This window comes from Mesorhizobium sp. CA8, assembly GCF_020164955.1.
GTDB lineage: Bacteria > Pseudomonadota > Alphaproteobacteria > Rhizobiales > Rhizobiaceae > Mesorhizobium.
Genome location: NZ_JAIUHG010000005.1, coordinates 64,884 through 81,320, shown reverse-complemented (window position 1 = coordinate 81,320; position 16,437 = coordinate 64,884). Strand labels below are relative to the sequence as shown.

At 64.4% G+C, this 16,437-nt stretch carries 14 protein-coding genes; 9 read left to right on the top strand and 5 right to left on the bottom strand.

The annotated features are described in order from the left end of the window. The first annotated feature begins 192 nt into the window (after positions 1–192). From LB553_RS07575 to LB553_RS07545, 7 genes are all read left to right on the top strand, one after another. Positions 193–1,707 carry a leucyl aminopeptidase gene (locus tag LB553_RS07575; RefSeq protein ID WP_224512029.1) on the top strand — a complete coding sequence of 505 codons (1,515 nt, stop codon included), beginning with the start codon at positions 193–195 and terminating at the stop codon, positions 1,705–1,707. Positions 1,708–1,745: 38 nt separating this feature from the next. Then, positions 1,746–2,651, top strand: coding sequence for a proline iminopeptidase-family hydrolase (locus tag LB553_RS07570; protein WP_224512279.1), 906 nt, complete (start codon positions 1,746–1,748; stop codon positions 2,649–2,651). Positions 2,652–2,667: 16 nt separating this feature from the next. Beyond that, positions 2,668–4,329 carry an ABC transporter substrate-binding protein gene (locus LB553_RS07565; protein WP_224512027.1) on the top strand — a complete coding sequence of 554 codons (1,662 nt, stop codon included), beginning with the start codon at positions 2,668–2,670 and terminating at the stop codon, positions 4,327–4,329. 61 nt (positions 4,330–4,390) lie between these two features. After that, positions 4,391–5,386, top strand: a complete 996-nt coding sequence (locus tag LB553_RS07560; protein ID WP_263483963.1) for an ABC transporter permease — start codon at positions 4,391–4,393, stop codon at positions 5,384–5,386. After that, entirely contained in the window at positions 5,386–6,357 is a 972-nt protein-coding gene (locus tag LB553_RS07555; protein WP_224512023.1) for an ABC transporter permease, read from the top strand. Before LB553_RS07560 ends, LB553_RS07555 begins: the two co-directional genes overlap by 1 nt. Further along, positions 6,354–7,313, top strand: a complete 960-nt coding sequence (locus LB553_RS07550) for an ABC transporter ATP-binding protein (RefSeq protein ID WP_224512021.1) — start codon at positions 6,354–6,356, stop codon at positions 7,311–7,313. The genes LB553_RS07555 and LB553_RS07550 overlap by 4 nt, the downstream gene beginning before the upstream one ends. 8 nt (positions 7,314–7,321) lie before the next feature. After that, positions 7,322–8,311, top strand: a complete 990-nt coding sequence (locus LB553_RS07545; protein WP_224512019.1) for an ABC transporter ATP-binding protein — start codon at positions 7,322–7,324, stop codon at positions 8,309–8,311. Positions 8,312–8,360: 49 nt separating this feature from the next. Here the strand turns inward: LB553_RS07545 and LB553_RS07540 are convergent, their stop codons facing one another. From LB553_RS07540 to LB553_RS07525, 4 genes are all read right to left on the bottom strand, one after another. Further along, complete coding sequence (locus tag LB553_RS07540) at positions 8,361–8,915, bottom strand: hypothetical protein (protein WP_224512017.1); 555 nt, start codon at positions 8,913–8,915, stop codon at positions 8,361–8,363. Between the two features lie 99 nt (positions 8,916–9,014). After that, positions 9,015–10,097, bottom strand: coding sequence for a YcjF family protein (locus tag LB553_RS07535; RefSeq protein ID WP_224512015.1), 1,083 nt, complete (start codon positions 10,095–10,097; stop codon positions 9,015–9,017). Next, positions 10,094–11,566, bottom strand: coding sequence for a YcjX family protein (locus LB553_RS07530; protein WP_224512014.1), 1,473 nt, complete (start codon positions 11,564–11,566; stop codon positions 10,094–10,096). Before LB553_RS07530 ends, LB553_RS07535 begins: the two co-directional genes overlap by 4 nt. 62 nt (positions 11,567–11,628) lie before the next feature. Then, positions 11,629–12,132, bottom strand: a complete 504-nt coding sequence (locus LB553_RS07525; RefSeq protein ID WP_224512012.1) for a SixA phosphatase family protein — start codon at positions 12,130–12,132, stop codon at positions 11,629–11,631. A 248-nt stretch (positions 12,133–12,380) separates the two neighbouring features. Here LB553_RS07525 and dksA point away from each other — a divergent pair, with 248 nt between their 5' ends. Then, positions 12,381–12,797 carry an RNA polymerase-binding protein DksA gene (dksA, locus tag LB553_RS07520; protein ID WP_224512009.1) on the top strand — a complete coding sequence of 139 codons (417 nt, stop codon included), beginning with the start codon at positions 12,381–12,383 and terminating at the stop codon, positions 12,795–12,797. A gap of 102 nt (positions 12,798–12,899) precedes the next feature. Here the strand turns inward: dksA and LB553_RS07515 are convergent, their stop codons facing one another. Continuing rightward, positions 12,900–13,625, bottom strand: coding sequence for a flagellar biosynthetic protein FliO (locus LB553_RS07515; RefSeq protein WP_224512007.1), 726 nt, complete (start codon positions 13,623–13,625; stop codon positions 12,900–12,902). A 208-nt stretch (positions 13,626–13,833) separates the two neighbouring features. Here LB553_RS07515 and cckA point away from each other — a divergent pair, with 208 nt between their 5' ends. Then, positions 13,834–16,419 carry a cell cycle histidine kinase CckA gene (gene cckA, locus LB553_RS07510; RefSeq protein ID WP_224512005.1) on the top strand — a complete coding sequence of 862 codons (2,586 nt, stop codon included), beginning with the start codon at positions 13,834–13,836 and terminating at the stop codon, positions 16,417–16,419. Positions 16,420–16,437: the final 18 nt, after the last annotated feature.

Below are 16,437 nucleotides of genomic sequence, written 5' to 3'. Positions count from 1 at the left end.
TGGCCGGTTCAGGGATACCCAAAAGGCAAGAGCGACCAAGTCGCCATCCGAAAACGATTGTTTGGGCACTCCGATGCCATTCCACCATCGGTGGAGACTGGGATCACCGGTTTCCGGCGGTGGCCGGCGAAGCTTTGCCTATGACGCAAGCTAAGCCTCGGCGAGGCGCCCCGGAATGGGAGAACGAGCTTTATGCCTCAGTCGCCGGCGCCGGTCTTCGAAGCGGCGGACGAGATTTCCGCGGAAACCTCGGTCGTCGTGATCCTGCAAACCGCTCAAACAGGTTTTGGGCCACGGGCAGCGGCGCTCGATGCTGAAATGAACGGGATCTTGTCCCGCGCGTGTTCCGAGCCGGCCGCGCTTGAGGAGTCCGGCGCCTGCGTCGATGTCATCGCGCCGAAGACGATACCGGTCCGGCGCGTGGTGGTGCTGGCCTTGGGCAGGGCCGAGGCCGTAACCCCGCTTTCCCTGGCGCGCGCCGGCGGGTTGCTTGCAGCGCATCTGGAAGGCAAGGGCGAATGCACGGCCACCCTCGTGCTGGACCCGCTCGCCGGTGTCGGCCTGCCCGCAGCGGAAGTGCTGGCGCGGGTCGCGCTAGGCCTGCGGCTGCGGCGGTATCGTTTCGACCTGCGCAACCGGCGTCAGGGAGCAGGCGCCGACCGCACCTTGCGGGTGCAATTGATAGGCGCGGCCGGTCCGGAGCTGAAGCCGGCGCTGGCGCGGGTCAATGCCATTGCCGACGGCGTCGAATATGCGCGCACGCTGGTCAACCTGCCGCCGAACCATCTCCACCCGGACAATTTCCATGACCACCTGGAGCCGCTGCGCGAGGCCGGCATCGATGTCGAGATCCTCGATGCGGCACGGCTGAAGGAGCTCGGCATGAACGCGATCCTGGCCGTCGGCTCCGGCTCGGCGCGACCGCCGCGCGTCGCCGTCCTTCGCTATCGCGGCAAGGGCGCTCCCGCGCAGCCATTGGCTTTCGTCGGCAAGGGCGTCTGCTTCGATTCCGGTGGCCTGTGCATCAAGCGCGGCGAGCAGATGTTCGACATGAAGGCCGACATGGGCGGCGCGGCCGCCGTGGTCGGGCTGTTGATTGCGCTCGCCCGGCAAGGCAGCCCGGTGCATGCCGTCGGCGTGCTCGGCATTGCCGAGAACATGCCGTCCGGCACCGCGCTCAAGTCACGCGATATCGTCACGACGGCGTCGGGCCAGACCGTGGAAGTGTTCGACACGGATGCGGAAGGCCGGCTGATCCTGGCCGACTGCCTCTATTATGCCGCCTCGCGTTTCAACCCCTCGGTGATCGTCGACTTGGCGACGCTGACCTATTCGGTGATGCGGGGTCTCGGCTCGGTCTTCGCCGGCCTTTTCAGCACCGACGACACCATTGCCTCGCGCATGATCGCGGCTGGGGAAAAGGTCGGCGAGCGGTTCTGGCAGCTGCCGCTCGACCGTGCCTATGACGAGGGGCTGCACTCGCCTTTCGCCGATATCCGTCATCACGCCAAGGACATGGAAGACGGCGACGCGCCCTATGCCGCGGCCTTCCTGCGCAATTTCACCGAGGATCGTCCCTGGGTGCATCTCGACATTGCCGGCAAGGAACTGGCCGACAAGGACCGGCCGCGGGGCCGGGAAGGCGCCACGGCTTTCGGCGTGCAGATGCTGGAAGAATGGGTGCACTCCGGCCGGGCGGCGAACTAGGCGACAGCGAGATGTCTTCAACCACTGAGGGAGCCGGGATGTCGTCCGAGATCGTCAGCAAGGAAGGGTGGGCCGGCTTCGGCGCCTATGAGACCTGGTATCGGATCAGCGGCGAGTCCGATGCCGGCAAGGCTCCGGTCATCATCCTGCATGGCGGGCCGGGCGCCGCGCATAATTACGTCGATGCCTACAAGCTTCTTGCCCGGGGCGGCCGCACGGTCATCCACTACGACCAGTTGGGCTGCGGCAATTCCACCTTGCTGCCGGAAAAGGGCGCCGATTTCTGGACGCCCCAACTCTTCATCGACGAACTGGAGAACCTCATCGACCATCTCGGCATCCGCGGCGGCTTCCATGTGCTGGGTCAAAGCTGGGGCGGCATGCTGGGTGCCGAATACGGCGTGACCCGGCCGAAGGGCCTGAAGTCGCTGACCATCGCCAATTCGCCGGCTTCCATGAAGCTCTGGGTCGAGGAAGCCAACCGGCTGCGCGCCGATCTGCCCCGGGACGTGCAGGACACGCTGACCCGTCACGAACAGGCCGGCACGACGAACGATGCTGCCTACCAAGAAGCGACGATGCGGTTCTACGAACGGCATGTCTGCCGGGTCGTGCCGTTCCCGCCCGAGGTGACGGAGACCTTCGCCCAGATCGTGCGCAATCCTACCGTCTACAATGTGATGAACGGGCCGAACGAATTCCACGTCATAGGCACGCTGAAGAGCTGGAGCGTTATCGACCGCCTGCCGGCCATCGAGGTTCCGACGCTCCTCATCTCCGGCCGTTACGACGAAGCCACGCCCGCGACCGTGCAGCCCTTCAAGGACGGCATCAAGGGATCGCGCTGGGAGATATTCGAGCATTCCAGCCACATGCCGCATGTCGAGGAGCAGGATCTCTGCATGCGGGTGGTGGGAAACTTCCTGGACGACAACGAAAACTGAAAAGGGGAATGACGACATGAAGAAACTGCTTTTGGCGGCGTCGGCCGCCGCATTGCTGGCCGGCTCGTGGCTCGCTCCGGCGCATGCCGAATATCTCAAGGAACACCGCGGCGGCACCATTCGCCTTCTCGCCCGATCGGCGGCCGGAACCCTCGATCCGCATATCAACTACACGGACCAGGGCTGGCAGATGTACCAGCCGATCTATGACGGCTTGGTCGCCTTCCGCAAAGCCGAGGGCGTCGACGGCTTTTCCATTGTCCCCGATCTGGCCGAGGCGCTACCCACGGTCAGCAATGACGGCAAGACCTTCACCTTCAAGCTGCGCAAGGGCATCAAGTTCTCCAACGGCCAGGACCTCGGCGTGAAGGACGTGGTCGCGTCCTTCCAGCGCATCTTCAAGATTTCCGGCCCGACGTCGGGCACCTTCTATGCCGGCATTGTCGGCGCCGATAAATGCCTGGCCGACACCAAGAGCTGCACGCTGGAAGGCGGCGTCGTCGCCGACGAGGCGGCCGGCACGATCACCCTCAATCTCACCAAGCCGGACGCCGAGATCCTCTACAAGCTCGCCTTGCCGCATGCCGTGATCCTGCCGGCGGACACGCCTCCGGAAGATATGGGCTCCAAGCCGATCCCCAGCACCGGCCCCTACATGATCTCGGCCTTCGATCCCAACAAGGGCATGACGGTTTCCCGCAACCCCAACTTCAAGCAGTGGAGCGAGGAAGCCCAGCCGGACGGCTATCCGGATGTCGTGCAGTATGATTTCGGCCTGTCGGAAGAGGCCGCCGTGACGGCGATCCAAAATGGCGAGGCGGACTGGATGTTCGACGCGCTGCCCAGCGACCGCCTCGGCGAACTTGGCAGCAAGTCAATGGACCAGCTGCATATCTCGCCGCTTTCGGCCTGGTGGTACGCGCCGCTGAACACGCGCATGGCTCCGTTCGACAATGAAAAGGCCCGCCAGGCCGTCGCTTACGCGGTCGACCGCAACACGTTGGTCAAGCTGTTCGGCGGCAAGGTGCTGGCCTCGCCGGTCTGCCAGGTCCTGCCGCCGGATTTCCCCGGACATGAGGACTATTGCCCCTTCACCAAGAACCCGGGCGCCAAATGGTCGGCTCCGGATGTCGGGAAGGCCAAGCAGCTCGTCGAGGAATCGGGCACCAAGGGCCAGAAGGTGACCATCATCGTCGAGGACACCGCCATCTCGCGGTCGATCGGCGTCTATCTGCAGAGCGTGCTGACCAATATCGGCTACGTCGCCGACGTCAAGCCGATCTCGTCCAACCTGCAGTTCACCTATATCCAGAATACCAACAACAAAGTGCAGATGTCGGTGACCCAATGGTACAAGGATTACCCGGCAGCGTCGGACTTCCTGAACATCCTGTTCAGCTGCGCTTCCTATCGCGAAGGCTCGGATGCCTCGATCAACATTTCCGGCTTCTGCGACAAGGATATTGACGCCCAGATGCAAAAGGCGCTGGACCTCGGCGTGACCGACCAGAAGGCGGCCGACAAATTGTGGGCGGCAATCGACAAGCAGGTCACCGACAAGGCGCCGGCGGTCGGCCTCTTCACGCCGAAGCGGCTTGATTTCGTCAGCAAGCGCATTGGCAATTTCAAGTTCAACCCGCAGTTCAACTGGATTATCACCCAATCCTGGGTGCAGTAAGGGGCCTGGGTGCAATAACGAACCGCGGAAGGCACATATCGTGTCCAGCCAAGTCGCCGCCATGCCGCGCAAGACGCGAGGGCCCTGGGCCGTCGCGTTTGCGAAGCTGGCAACGGACAGGGCCGCCATGGCGTCCCTGGCCGTGTTCCTCATCATCGTCCTCGCCTGTTTCAGCGCGCCGCTTTACGCAAAATGGGCGGGCACGGATCCGTTCGCCTCGACGCTCGACGCCGTCATCCAGATCGACGGCGCCGACGTTCCGGTGATGGAACAGTCGACCGAGGGACTGGGGCTTGGCTACACGCCGATCGGCCCGACCTGGCGGCTCGGCAATTATTTCCTCGGCGCCGACAGCCAGGGGCGGGACGTCATGGCAAGGTTGCTCTATGGCGGCTTGAACTCGCTTTTGATCTCGGGGGCGGCCACCATCTTCACGCTGATCGTCGGCACGATGGCGGGCCTGATCGCGGGGTATTTCGGCGGCATCACCGATACGGTGCTGTCGCGCTTGCTCGACGTGCTCTGGGCGTTTCCGATCTATCTGCTGGCGATCTCGCTTTCCATCGTCACCATCGCGCAAGGCATCGCGATCGGACCGATCGAGATCCAGTCGGGCAGCCTATGGTTGCCGATCATCATCATAGGAATTGTCTATATACCCTATGTCGCGCGCCCGATCCGCGGGCAGGTCCTGGCGCTGCGCCACAGCGAATTCGTGTTCGCCGCGATCAATCTGGGCGTGCCGGGCTGGCGCATTCTGTGGCGCGACATCCTGCCCAATATCACCACCACCCTCATCGTGTTCGTGCCGCTGATGATGGCGCTGAACATGCTGACGGAATCGGCGCTTTCGTTCCTGTCGATCGGCGTGCAGCCGCCGGCCGCGAGCTGGGGCACCATCATCCAGGATGGGCAGGCGCTGCTCTACACAAGGCCGCTGGTTGCGCTGGTGCCAGGGCTGGCGATCGCCATTTCCGTCATGGCGCTCAACGTCTTCGGCGACGGCCTGCGCGATGCGCTCGATCCGCGTTCCAAGGTCCGGCTGGGGCGCGACTGATGTTTTATGCCATCCTGCGCCGTTTCGGTCAGATGCTTTTCGTGATGTTCGGCATCTCGGTCATCGTCTTCCTGATCTTCTTCGCCACGCCCGGCGCCGATCCCGCCGCGCGCATCGCCGGCCGCAACGCTTCTCCGGAAGTGCTGGCGGCGGTGCGCCACAGCTTCGGCTTCGACCAGCCGCTCTACGTGCAATACACGCGCATGATGGAGAAGATCTTCGTCACCGGCGATCTGACCTCCTTCGTCAACCGCGGCTGGAAGGTTGTGCCGGCCGTCATGGATTCGATCCCGGTCACGCTATCGCTGGTGTTCGGCGCCGCGATCCTGTGGGTGGTCGTCTCCATCATCATCGGCATCGTCGCCGCGGCCACCCGCGACAGCTGGCTGGACAAGCTCCTGATGGCTTTGGGCCTGCTCGGCATTTCCATGCCGGTCTACTGGCTGGGCGAGGTGATGAACCTGATGACCCAGAGCCGTTATCACGACAGTTGGGCGTTCTCCTGGGTGCCGCCGCTCGGCTACAAGAACTTTTCCGACGATCCCAAGGGCTGGTTCCTGACGCTGGTCATCCCATGGATCACGCTGGCCATCCTCTATATCGGCATTTACGGGCGCGTGCTCCGCGCGGCCATCATCGAATCCATGCAGGAAGATTATATCCGCACCGCCCGCGCTAAGGGCCTGTCGGAGACCCGCATTCTGTTTCGCCATGCGCTGCGCACCTCGCTCATCGCCTTCGTCACCCTGTTCGGCCTCGACTTTGGCGCGTTGGTGGGCGGCTCGGCCTTGCTGACCGAGGTCGTGTTCGGCCTGCACGGCATCGGCAAGCTCACCTATGACGCGCTGCAGAATCTCGATCTGCCGATGATCATGGCGACGGTCATGTACGCGTCCATGTTCGTGGTCATCGCCAACGCGGTCGTCGATTTCGTCTACATCCTTCTCGATCCGCGCCTGAGTGCATCATGATACTGTCGGTGCGTGATCTCAAAGTGTCCTTCCGCACGCATGACGGGCCGGTACGGGCCATCGACGGCGTTTCGTTCGATCTCAAGGAAAGCGAGATCCTCGGCGTCGTCGGCGAATCCGGCTCCGGCAAGACGGTATCGCTGCTCGCCGTGATGGGGCTTATCACCGACCCGAACGCCACAATCGAAGGCTCGATCCGCTACAAGGGCCGCGAATTGGTGGGCCTGCCGCCGCGCGAGCTTCGTCGTTTGCGCGGCAACGAGATCGCGATGATCTTCCAGGACCCGATGACGGCGCTCACGCCGGTCTACACGATCGGCTGGCAGATCGCCGAGCAGATCCGGGCGCATCGGGGGTTAAGCAAGTCCAAGGCGATGGAGCGCGTCGAGCAGCTGCTGGCGGAGGTGAATTTCCCCAACCCGCACGAGGCAATGTCGCGCTATCCGCACCAGCTTTCCGGCGGCATGCGACAGCGCGCCGTGATCGCAATGGCGTTGTCCTGCGATCCGGCGCTGCTGGTGGCAGACGAGCCGACCACCGCGCTCGACGTCACCGTGCAGGCCGGCATTCTCGACCTCGTGCGCAAATTGCGGGCGAAGCACAAGTCGGCGGTGGTCTTCATCACGCATGACATGGGTGTCGTCTCCGAGCTCGCCGACCGGGTCATGGTCATGTATGCCGGCCGCGTGGTGGAGCGCGGCACCCGCACGGAGCTGTTTTCCGACCCGCGACACCCTTATACGCGCGCGCTGCTCGGCTCGATCCCGCCGCTGACCGGCCAGAAACCGCGCCGCCTGCCGGCCATCCCCGGTTCGCCGCCTTCCTTGCTGCGGCTGCCGCAAGGCTGCGCCTTCGGCCCGCGCTGCCCGGCCCGCTACGAGCCATGCGAGACTGGCAAGCCGGGTCTCGGCGCGAGCGCGCATGCCGCCGCGTGCTTTCGGGTGGCACAGGCATGAGCGAACCGATGACAAACACAAATCGCCCGATCCTCGAGACGCGTTCGCTGACAAAACGCTTTTCGATCGGCACCCGCTTTTCCGCCGAAGGCAGGCGGACCGTCCATGCCGTGGACAACGTTTCGTTGACCGTGCGGCGCGGCGAGACTGTCGGCCTTGTCGGCGAATCCGGATGCGGCAAGTCCACGCTGGCGCGCTGCCTGGTTCGGCTCTACGACATCACCGACGGCAAGCTTCTGTTCGAAGGCGACGACATCACCTCGAAATCGCTGTCCGAGCTCAGGCCGCTGCGGCGGCGCTTGCAAATGGTCTTCCAGGATCCCTCGGCCTCGCTCAATCCGCGCCGGCGCGTCGGCGATCTCGTCGCCGAGCCGTTGCGTATCCATGGCAAGGTTTCGGCGCGTGAGATCACCGCGCGCGTGGCGGAGCTGTTCGAGCTGGTCGGGCTGTTGCCGGACCATATGATGCGCTATCCGCACGAATTCTCCGGCGGGCAGCGCCAGCGCGTCGGTATCGCGAGGGCCATCGCGTTGAATCCCGACCTTGTCGTGCTGGACGAGCCGGTCTCCGCGCTCGACGTGTCGGTGCAGGCCCAGATCGTCAACCTGCTCGCCGATCTGCAGGAGAAGCTGAAGCTCACCTATATCTTCATCGCCCACGATCTCTCTGTGGTGCGCCAGGTTTCGACGCGCATCACGGTCATGTATCTCGGCTCGATCGTCGAGGAAGGCCCGGCGGAAGAGGTCTTTGCGACACCTGCCCATCCCTACAGCCAGGCGCTGATCTCGGCGGTTCCCATCGTCGAGACGACGCCTGCGGGCGCGCGCAAGCGCATCATCCTCACCGGCGACGTACCGAGCCCGCTCAAACCACCATCCGGATGCCGCTTCCATCCGCGATGCCCGATCGCGGTGGATCGTTGCCGCTCTGAGCGGCCGGAACTGATGGAATATCGCCCTGGCCGCAAAGTGGCCTGCCACTTTCCGACTTTGACTTGATCAGTCTATTTTTGCGAGTGTGGGTGCGGGCTGCCGGAACCGAGCCGGATCAGTTCTTGGCGATGGCGCCGACTTCGACCGAATCGACCCGCTTCAGGCTCATGCCGATCACCGGCACAAGCTGGTTGTTGACGCGCACGGCCACCGTCACGGTCATCGAATTGCCGTCCGGCACGCGCGCCTGCATGACGCCGTTCAACTGCTTGCGGTTGATGGTGAAAACGACCTTCTGGGTGTCGACGACATTGCCGCCGACAATGTCCATGCCGCTTTCGGTCGAGCCGCCCATGAAGGTGCCCCGGTAACCGTCGCGGCCCTTGCGTTCGACACTGGCGGACATCTTTTGCGTGAACACGCCGACCCTGCAGCCGCCGTCAAGCGTCATGCCGAGCTTGCTGGCGGGCGTCGAGCCATTGAAATCGCAGGTGAATTTGGTGCCTTTGTACTTGCCGGCGATGATCTCGCCAGGGCCGACCCATCTGCCTTCGACTGAGCGGAAAAACTGCTTGTCCGGCTCTGCGCCAAGGGCCTTTTCGACGAGGCCGAGCGGCGCGGCAATCGCAATGGCGGCAGGCAGAACGCAGGACAGGATTACGCTTCTCATCGACGACACCCGGCACGAAAGAGTCTATTCTTGGGACCGAACTGACCATGCAGAAGATTGGTTAATGCTTCGTCACCCGCAATGGGTCACGCGTTTACCTTATCGGTCGTCCTGGCCGCTCTTTCGTGCCGCGAAAGACGTCAGCGCCGAGAGGAAATCGCCGAGGCCCGGGCGCTTCACTGAGATGAACGGTAAGGGGCGGGCGGTTTCCATCGCGGCGATGCCGATGCGCGCCGTCATCATGCCGTTGACCACGCCTTCGCCGAGTTTTGCCGAGAGTTTTGCGGCAAGCCCGTGGCCGACGATCTGCTGCACGAAACTGTCGCCCACCGCGATCGATCCGGTCACCGCCAGATGCGCGAGCACGCCGCGCGCCAGCCGGAAGAAGCCCAGCGTGCCTGGGCGGCCGCCATAGAGCTCGGAGAGGCGCCGGATCAGCCGCCCGGCCTCGAACACGACATAAGCGATGTCGACCAGCGCGCGCGGGCTGACCGCTGTGATGAGCGACACGCGCTTCGCCGCTTCCAGAATCATGACTTTGGCACGGGTATCGAGGGGCGACAGGATTTCGGTCTCGGCCAGCCGAACCAGATTGGCCCCGTCGATGATCTCGCCGCGCAATTCGGCGAGCGAACGACGCCCTGCGGCGGTCTCGGGTTTCGCCGCGACGAAGGCCGAGAGCTCGTCGACCAAGGCGCGCGCCGCCTTGGGATCGTCGCGCGCCACCGCATCCAGGGCCCGTTTCTGCATCTTTTCGACTTCGGCAAGGCGGGCGATGGCGAGGAATTCGCGGATCAGGATGACGAGCAGGGAAAGCAGCGCGATCGCCGCCATGCCGGCCGCCAGCCAGCCGAGCCATTCGGCGCGCGCAAACAGGTCGCGAATCAACTGATCGGCCCACAGGCCGACCGCCAGCGAGACGAGCACGCTCAGAGCGCTGAAGAACAGCCGGGAAAACAGCGAACGCTTTCTCGGCGCCGTCGCCGGCGGCGGAACCGCGGCCTCGATATCCGGCTCCTCGAAGACGTCGACTTCCGAGGGGATCACGACCGCTACATCGGCCCTCGCGGCACGTGGCCTGCGCGCCGGCTGTTCCTCGGCAGCGCGGTTTCGCTGTGGTTGCGGCGGCGCCTCGGTCTCAGGCTCGATGCGGAAGGCCGCCGGTTTTCGGGGCGCGGTCATGCCAGATGATCTCCGATCAGGAACTGCAGCGCGCGGTCGAGCCGGATATGCGGCAAGGACAGCGTGACGCCTTCGGCGGTGCGTTCGAGCTTCGGCGGGCGGAAACGCACGAAACGGATCGCCGGCTCGCTGCTGTCGGGCGGTGATCGAGAAATGTCGAACACGGCGCCCACCTTTTCCGGCAAATCGCCCGGGAATATGGCGGTTTCGGTCTTGCCGTCGAATGTCTCGCCGTTGATCTTCTCGCCCTTGAGCGGGATGCCGATGATGACGGGCAGCGTCTCTCGCCCCTGTTTCACCGTGCCCTCGCGGGTCGAGCGAACCGCTGCCATGGCGACGACATCGACGGCGGCGCCGCTGAAATTCGCTCGCGCCACGGCCCGGTCGGTCAGCCGGCGCACGATCGCCTGCAGCCGGTCGTGGCTTTCGTGGTGCAGATGGTCCGCCTTGGTCGCCGCGACCAGGATGCGGTCGATGCGGCGCGAGAAGAAATCGGTGAGGAAATTGCCGCGTCCGGGCCGGAAGCAGGACAGGATCTCGGTCACCGCGCGCTCCAGATCAGCCATGGCCGCCGGGCCGGCATTGAGCGCCTGCATGGCGTCGATCAGCACGATCTGCCGGTCGAGGCGGGTGATGTGCTCGCGAAAGAACGGTTTGACAACATGCGTCTTATAGGCCTCATAGCGGCGCTCCATCATCGCCTGCAGCGATCCGGAGCGCGGCCGGCCTTGCGTCAGCGTCATAAGCGGCGCGAAGGTGAGCGCCGGAGAACCTTCGAGGTCGCCTGGCATTAGGAAACGGCCGGGCGGCAGCGTCGACAGCGCGCGGTCGTCGAGCTTGCAGGCCTTGAGATAGGCGGCAAAGCTTTCTGCCAATCGTCGCGCCGTCATCTCGTCTGCGTCGGCATCGGGGCTGACGGTGGAAGCCAGCTCGCGCCAGGCCTGCGACAGGTCGGAGCGGACGGGCAGGGCGGCCAGTTCGACCGCCTCGCGCGAAAAGTCGGCGAAGGACTTACCGAGCAGTGGCAGGTCGAGCAGCCACTCGCCGGGATAATCGACGATATCGACGGAAAGTTTTCCGGCTGAAAACAGGCGATTCCAGCCGGAAGCCGACTCATATTCGATGGTGAGCCGGAGCTCGGAGATGGCGCGGGTCGAGTCCGGCCAGACGCGGTCGTTCACCAGAGCCGCGACATGGTCCTCATACTGGAAACGCGGAACGGCGTCGTCCGGCTGCTCCTCGAGGAAGGCGCGGGCGATACGGCCGGATTTCTGGGCCTCGAAGAGGGGCAGGCGTCCGCCATGGATGAGGTTGTGGACGAGAGCGGAGATGAACACCGTCTTGCCGGCGCGGGAGAGCCCGGTGACGCCAAGACGCAATGACGGAGAGAAGAGCCCGGCGGCGCGGCCAGATAGCGTGTCGAGCGCAATCCTTGCCTCGTCGGTGAAATTGGTCAGCGATGATGCCAAATCAGCCTCTGGTTGCGCGTCCGCGCCCGATATAGGCCCTGGATCGTGGGTTTGAAATGGTCTCAGAGGTCGGCGGGCGTGAGAAAGGCTTCGAGATAGCCGTTGCCCTGCGCCGCTTCGGCAAGCTTGCCGGGAAAGCGCACCACGGCAAGGCCGGAGGTCGGAAAACCGTGATTCATCATGCCGCGCGCCGCCTCATCGCCGTCGCCCGACACGGCCACGGCCAGATCTTCGGTCATCGGGTTGTGGCCGATCACCAGAAGCGAGTTGGCGCCGCCATTCTTGCGGATGATGTCGAGATAGCCGGCCGCATCCTCGCTGTAGAGGGTGTCGAAGAACAGGATCCGGCCGGTGTCGGTGCGCCCCGCCAGGCCTTCCAGCGTCTGCCTCGCCCGCTTGGCGTTTGAGCAAAGGGTGACGTCCGGCACGTAGTTGCGGGCCAGCATGGCTTCTCCAATCGCTTCGGCATCGGCCATGCCCGATTCGTCGAGCGGGCGGTCGAAATCGCGCACGCCGGGCAGCGCCCAGCCGGCTTTGGCATGCCGCAAGAGATAAAGCCTGCTCAAACCAGACCTCCATGACGCTGCCTTCCTGGCAACGCGCGATTAGTCACCAGAACGACGTCATGCACAATGGTCGGCCGACAACTGCAACGAATCATGTGCGAATTCGTTTTGTGCCGTTGAAACAACGTCGTCGCCGGAGTCCCCGATGCGAGACTAACAATTGCGTGAAACTCTCGCCGATAGCGCTTGTGCAGGCTCTTGTCCCCGAATATATAGGCGCCAAATTTTGGGGTTGTTGGGTGAGTCGAATGAACGACATCGTTACCGCCGATTACGTACCCTCCGAAGACGAGCCGTTCATGAACGAACGGCAAAAATCGTACTTCCGCCAAAAGCTTATCACTTGGAAGAACGACATTCTGCGCGAAGCGCGCGAAACCTTAGAAATCCTGCAGCAGGAAAACGCCAACCACCCCGACCTGGCCGATCGCGCCTCCTCCGAAACCGACCGCGCCATCGAATTGCGCGCCCGCGACCGCCAGCGCAAGCTCATCTCGAAAATCGACTCCGCGCTCCAGCGCCTTGACGAAGGCACCTACGGCTATTGCGAAGAAACCGGGGAGCCAATCGCGTTGAAGCGGCTCGACGCACGTCCGATCGCGACGTTGTCGATCGAGGCGCAGGAGCGTCACGAACGCCGCGAGAAGGTCTATCGCGACGACTGACGCGAACCGAATAGGCAGGAAAACGTAGAAAATGGCCGGATTTCCGGCCATTTTCGTTTCCGGTGCTCAGGGGCGCGGAAAGGCTCGCTTCTGCCGGGAAGGTCAGCGCTTGTGGCTGCCCAGTTCGCCAAGCAGCTTGGTCATCTCGTCATCGAGCGAAGGTTTGGGCGCAGGTTTGCTGGGTGGCGGCTGGGCGTGCGTTTCGTCGAGAGAGGTCTCGAGTTCGTGCATCAGCGTGTCGTCGATGGAATCGTTTGAGGGCGGCGGCGTGTATCTGGTGCCGCCGTTGGCCGTCCCGTAGCCCGGCATCGGCATGACCTTCGCCGTCGGCTGGCTCGGCGCCGCCGGCTTGGGCGCGGGACCAGGTGCCGGGGCGTGCGGGCGTGTGGCGGCGGCTGGCTGGGCGGCAGGCGGCGGTTGCCTGACGGGCGCGGGTGGGGGCGGAGGTGCCGGCTGCGGCGCGCGCGGGCGCGCGGCGGCGGTTGCCTGCTGCTGGCCGCTGTCGCCGGTCAGCGCCGGCCGGCGAGGTGCTGCCAGCCGGATATCGCGCTCGACCACGACATCGGTCGGCCCGCCGATCAAGATCAGATGCTCGATGTCGTCACGGCGCACCAGCACCAGCCTGCGATGGCTGTCGACGGCGGTCGCGTCCATGACGGCAAGGCGCGTCTTGCGGTTCCTGCCGCCGGCCACGAAGGTGCCGAAGGTCAGGTTGCGAACCACCTTGATGACGAGCAGGACGACGACAAGCAAAATGAGCGCTGCGAACGTCCACAGGATTGCAGCGACATAACCCGGACCCGCCACGCTATCCAGCCACTGCAGCATCGGTGCACCCAATCGCCTTTTCGAGTAAGGCGACACTAGACCGCCGCGGCGGCCCGCCGCAAGTTCACATCATCCATCGTGAACAGTTTGAAACATGAATCGTTGATTTTATCGGACATTTGCGGCCAAGGCCTTTTCCGTTACAGGAGAATGTGATTCAACCGACCGTCCGCGCCCATCGGACACCGGAATCACGAGCAGGGGGAACATGGCCAAGGAAGCGCGCGGCGATTTCTATCCGGTACCGATCGTCGACCAGAACACGCGTCCGGGCGCCGTCACCAGGCTCATCGTCTTCATCATCGTGCTGACCGGTGCCGCGATCGTCTTCGGACTTTTCCGCGAGCGCCTCGGCGACCCTTTCCTGCTCGGCATGCTCGGCGTGCTCGCCATGATCGGCGTCGGCTTCCTGTTCGCGACCGCGATCGGTTTCGTGCAGATCGCGCCGCGGTCGACCGGCGATGAATTGTCGAAAGCCTTCGTCGACTCGATGTCGCAGGGCCTGCTGGTCACCGACACCAAGGGCCGCGTCGTCTACGCCAACCGCGCCTATGCCGATATGACGGGTGCTGCCTCGGCCGCCGATCTCAAGACCGTCGAGGGGCTGTTGTCGGATGTTCCCGAAGCTTCGGTGACGATCTACCGGCTGGCATCCGGCCTGCGCGACGGCCAGGCGGGCGACGGCGAGTTCCGGCTGGCGCAGTCGATCAAGCCCGGCGCCGAGCCCGGTGCGCGCTGGTACCGCGCCCGCGCCCGCGCCTTCAGCATGCCCGGGCAAAGGCTGCCGATGCTGGCCTGGCAGCTCGCCGACATTTCGCAGGAACGGGCGGAGCAGGAACGTTTCTTCCTCGACCTGCAGAAAGCCATCGATCATCTCGACCATGCGCCGGCCGGGTTCTTCTCAGCCGACCAGGAAGGCCGCGTCACCTATATCAACGCCACGCTTGCCGAGTGGCTGGGCATCGACCTTGCCTCCTTCACGCCGGGCGCCATCACGCTGCCGGAAATCATCGCCGGCGACGGCATGGCGCTGGTCCGTTCCGTCAAGGCCGACCCGGGTACCACCCGCAACGCCGTCATCGACCTCGACCTCACCACCATGAGCGGCCAGGCGCTGCCGGTGCGCTTCATGCACCGGGTTTCGGCCAGCCGCGAAGGCGTCAACGGCCCGACCCGCACGATCGTCCTCAATCGCACCCAGGGCGAGGATGCGTCCGCGGAGCTGCGGGCCTCCGAGGTTCGCTTCACCCGCTTCTTCAACTCGACGCCGATGGCCATTGCCGGCGTCGATGCGAACGGACGCATCCTGCGCACCAACGCGCCGTTCCTGCAGCTGTTTTCGTCCGTGGTCGACCGCGACGCCGTCGACCGGCGGGTGCGATTCGAGACCATCGTCCACGAGCGCGACCGGCCGGCTTTCGCCGCCGCTTTCGAGAAGGCCAGGCAGCGGCAGGCCAATATCGAGCCGATCGACTCCGTGCTGCCCGGCAATGAAGAGCGGCACATCCGCTTCTACGTCAACGCCGTGGCCGATAGCGCGGGCACCGAAGGCGCCGAGGAGGCGGCGATCGTCTATGCGGTCGAGACCACCGAGCAGAAGGCGCTCGAGGGCCAGATGGCGCAGAGCCAGAAGATGCAGGCGGTCGGCCAGCTCGCCGGCGGTATCGCGCACGATTTCAACAACGTGCTGACCGCCATCATCATGGCGTCCGACCTTCTCTTGACCAATCACCGGCCATCGGACCCGTCCTTCCCCGACATCATGAACATCAAGCAGAACGCCAACCGGGCGGCCTCGCTTGTGCGGCAATTGCTGGCCTTCTCGCGCAAGCAGACGCTGCGGCCGGAAGTGCTCAACCTGACCGATGTTCTGGCCGATCTCAGGATGCTGCTCGCCCGGCTGGTCGGCAACGACATCAAGCTCAAGATCGACCATGGCCGCGACCTGTGGCCGGTCAAGGTCGATATCGGCCAGTTCGAGCAGGTGGTGGTGAACCTCGCCGTCAATGCGCGCGACGCCATGCCGAGCGGCGGCGATCTCACCGTGCGCACCCGCAACGTCACCGCCGACGAGTGCAAATCCTTCGCCTATCGCGAGCTGACGCCGGCCGACTATGTGCTCGTTGACGTGGAGGACACCGGCAGCGGCATCGCGCCCGACGTGCTGAAGAAGATCTTCGAGCCGTTCTTCACGACCAAGGAAGTGGGCAAGGGCACCGGCCTCGGCCTGTCCATGGTTTATGGCATCATCAAGCAGACCGGCGGCTTCATCTTCTGCGATTCCGAAGTCGGCAAGGGCACGGTGTTCCGCATCTTCTTGCCGCGCCACATCGCCGAGGTGAAGAAGCAGGCCGAGCCGGGCGAGGCGCCGGCGATCGCAGCGGCGGCCCCTGCGAAGCCGGCCGACACCGCGAAAGACCTGTCCGGCTCGGCCACCGTGCTTCTGGTCGAGGACGAAGATGCCGTGCGCATGGGCGGCGTCAGGGCGCTGACCTCGCGCGGCTATACCGTCCACGAGGCGTCGTCCGGCGTCGAAGCGCTGGAGGTATTCGAGGCGCTCGGCGGCAAGGTCGATATCATCGTGTCCGACGTGGTGATGCCGGAGATGGACGGGCCGACATTGCTCGGCGAGTTGCGCAAGCGTCAGCCGGACATCAAGTTCGTGTTCGTCTCGGGCTATGCCGAGGACGCCTTCGCCAAGAACCTGCCGGCCGACGCGCATTTCGGCTTCCTGCCGAAGCCGTTCTCGCTCAAGCAACTGGCGACGATCGTCAAGGACGTGCTGGAATCATAGGACGTTCAGCAATTCCCT

Bases quoted from the DNA above. Each gene is read 5' to 3' on its own strand.
- dksA (WP_224512009.1), top strand. From the start codon at position 12,381: ATGAACGACATCGTTACCGCCGATTACGTACCCTCCGAAGACGAGCCG.
- LB553_RS07550 (WP_224512021.1), top strand. From the start codon at position 6,354: ATGATACTGTCGGTGCGTGATCTCAAAGTGTCCTTCCGCACGCATGAC.
- LB553_RS07545 (WP_224512019.1), top strand. From the start codon at position 7,322: ATGACAAACACAAATCGCCCGATCCTCGAGACGCGTTCGCTGACAAAA.
- LB553_RS07560 (WP_263483963.1), top strand. From the start codon at position 4,391: ATGCCGCGCAAGACGCGAGGGCCCTGGGCCGTCGCGTTTGCGAAGCTG.
- LB553_RS07540 (WP_224512017.1), bottom strand. From the start codon at position 8,915: ATGAGAAGCGTAATCCTGTCCTGCGTTCTGCCTGCCGCCATTGCGATT.
- LB553_RS07570 (WP_224512279.1), top strand. From the start codon at position 1,746: ATGTCGTCCGAGATCGTCAGCAAGGAAGGGTGGGCCGGCTTCGGCGCC.
- LB553_RS07535 (WP_224512015.1), bottom strand. From the start codon at position 10,097: ATGACCGCGCCCCGAAAACCGGCGGCCTTCCGCATCGAGCCTGAGACC.
- LB553_RS07515 (WP_224512007.1), bottom strand. From the start codon at position 13,625: ATGCTGCAGTGGCTGGATAGCGTGGCGGGTCCGGGTTATGTCGCTGCA.
- LB553_RS07575 (WP_224512029.1), top strand. From the start codon at position 193: ATGCCTCAGTCGCCGGCGCCGGTCTTCGAAGCGGCGGACGAGATTTCC.
- cckA (WP_224512005.1), top strand. From the start codon at position 13,834: ATGGCCAAGGAAGCGCGCGGCGATTTCTATCCGGTACCGATCGTCGAC.
- LB553_RS07555 (WP_224512023.1), top strand. From the start codon at position 5,386: ATGTTTTATGCCATCCTGCGCCGTTTCGGTCAGATGCTTTTCGTGATG.
- LB553_RS07565 (WP_224512027.1), top strand. From the start codon at position 2,668: ATGAAGAAACTGCTTTTGGCGGCGTCGGCCGCCGCATTGCTGGCCGGC.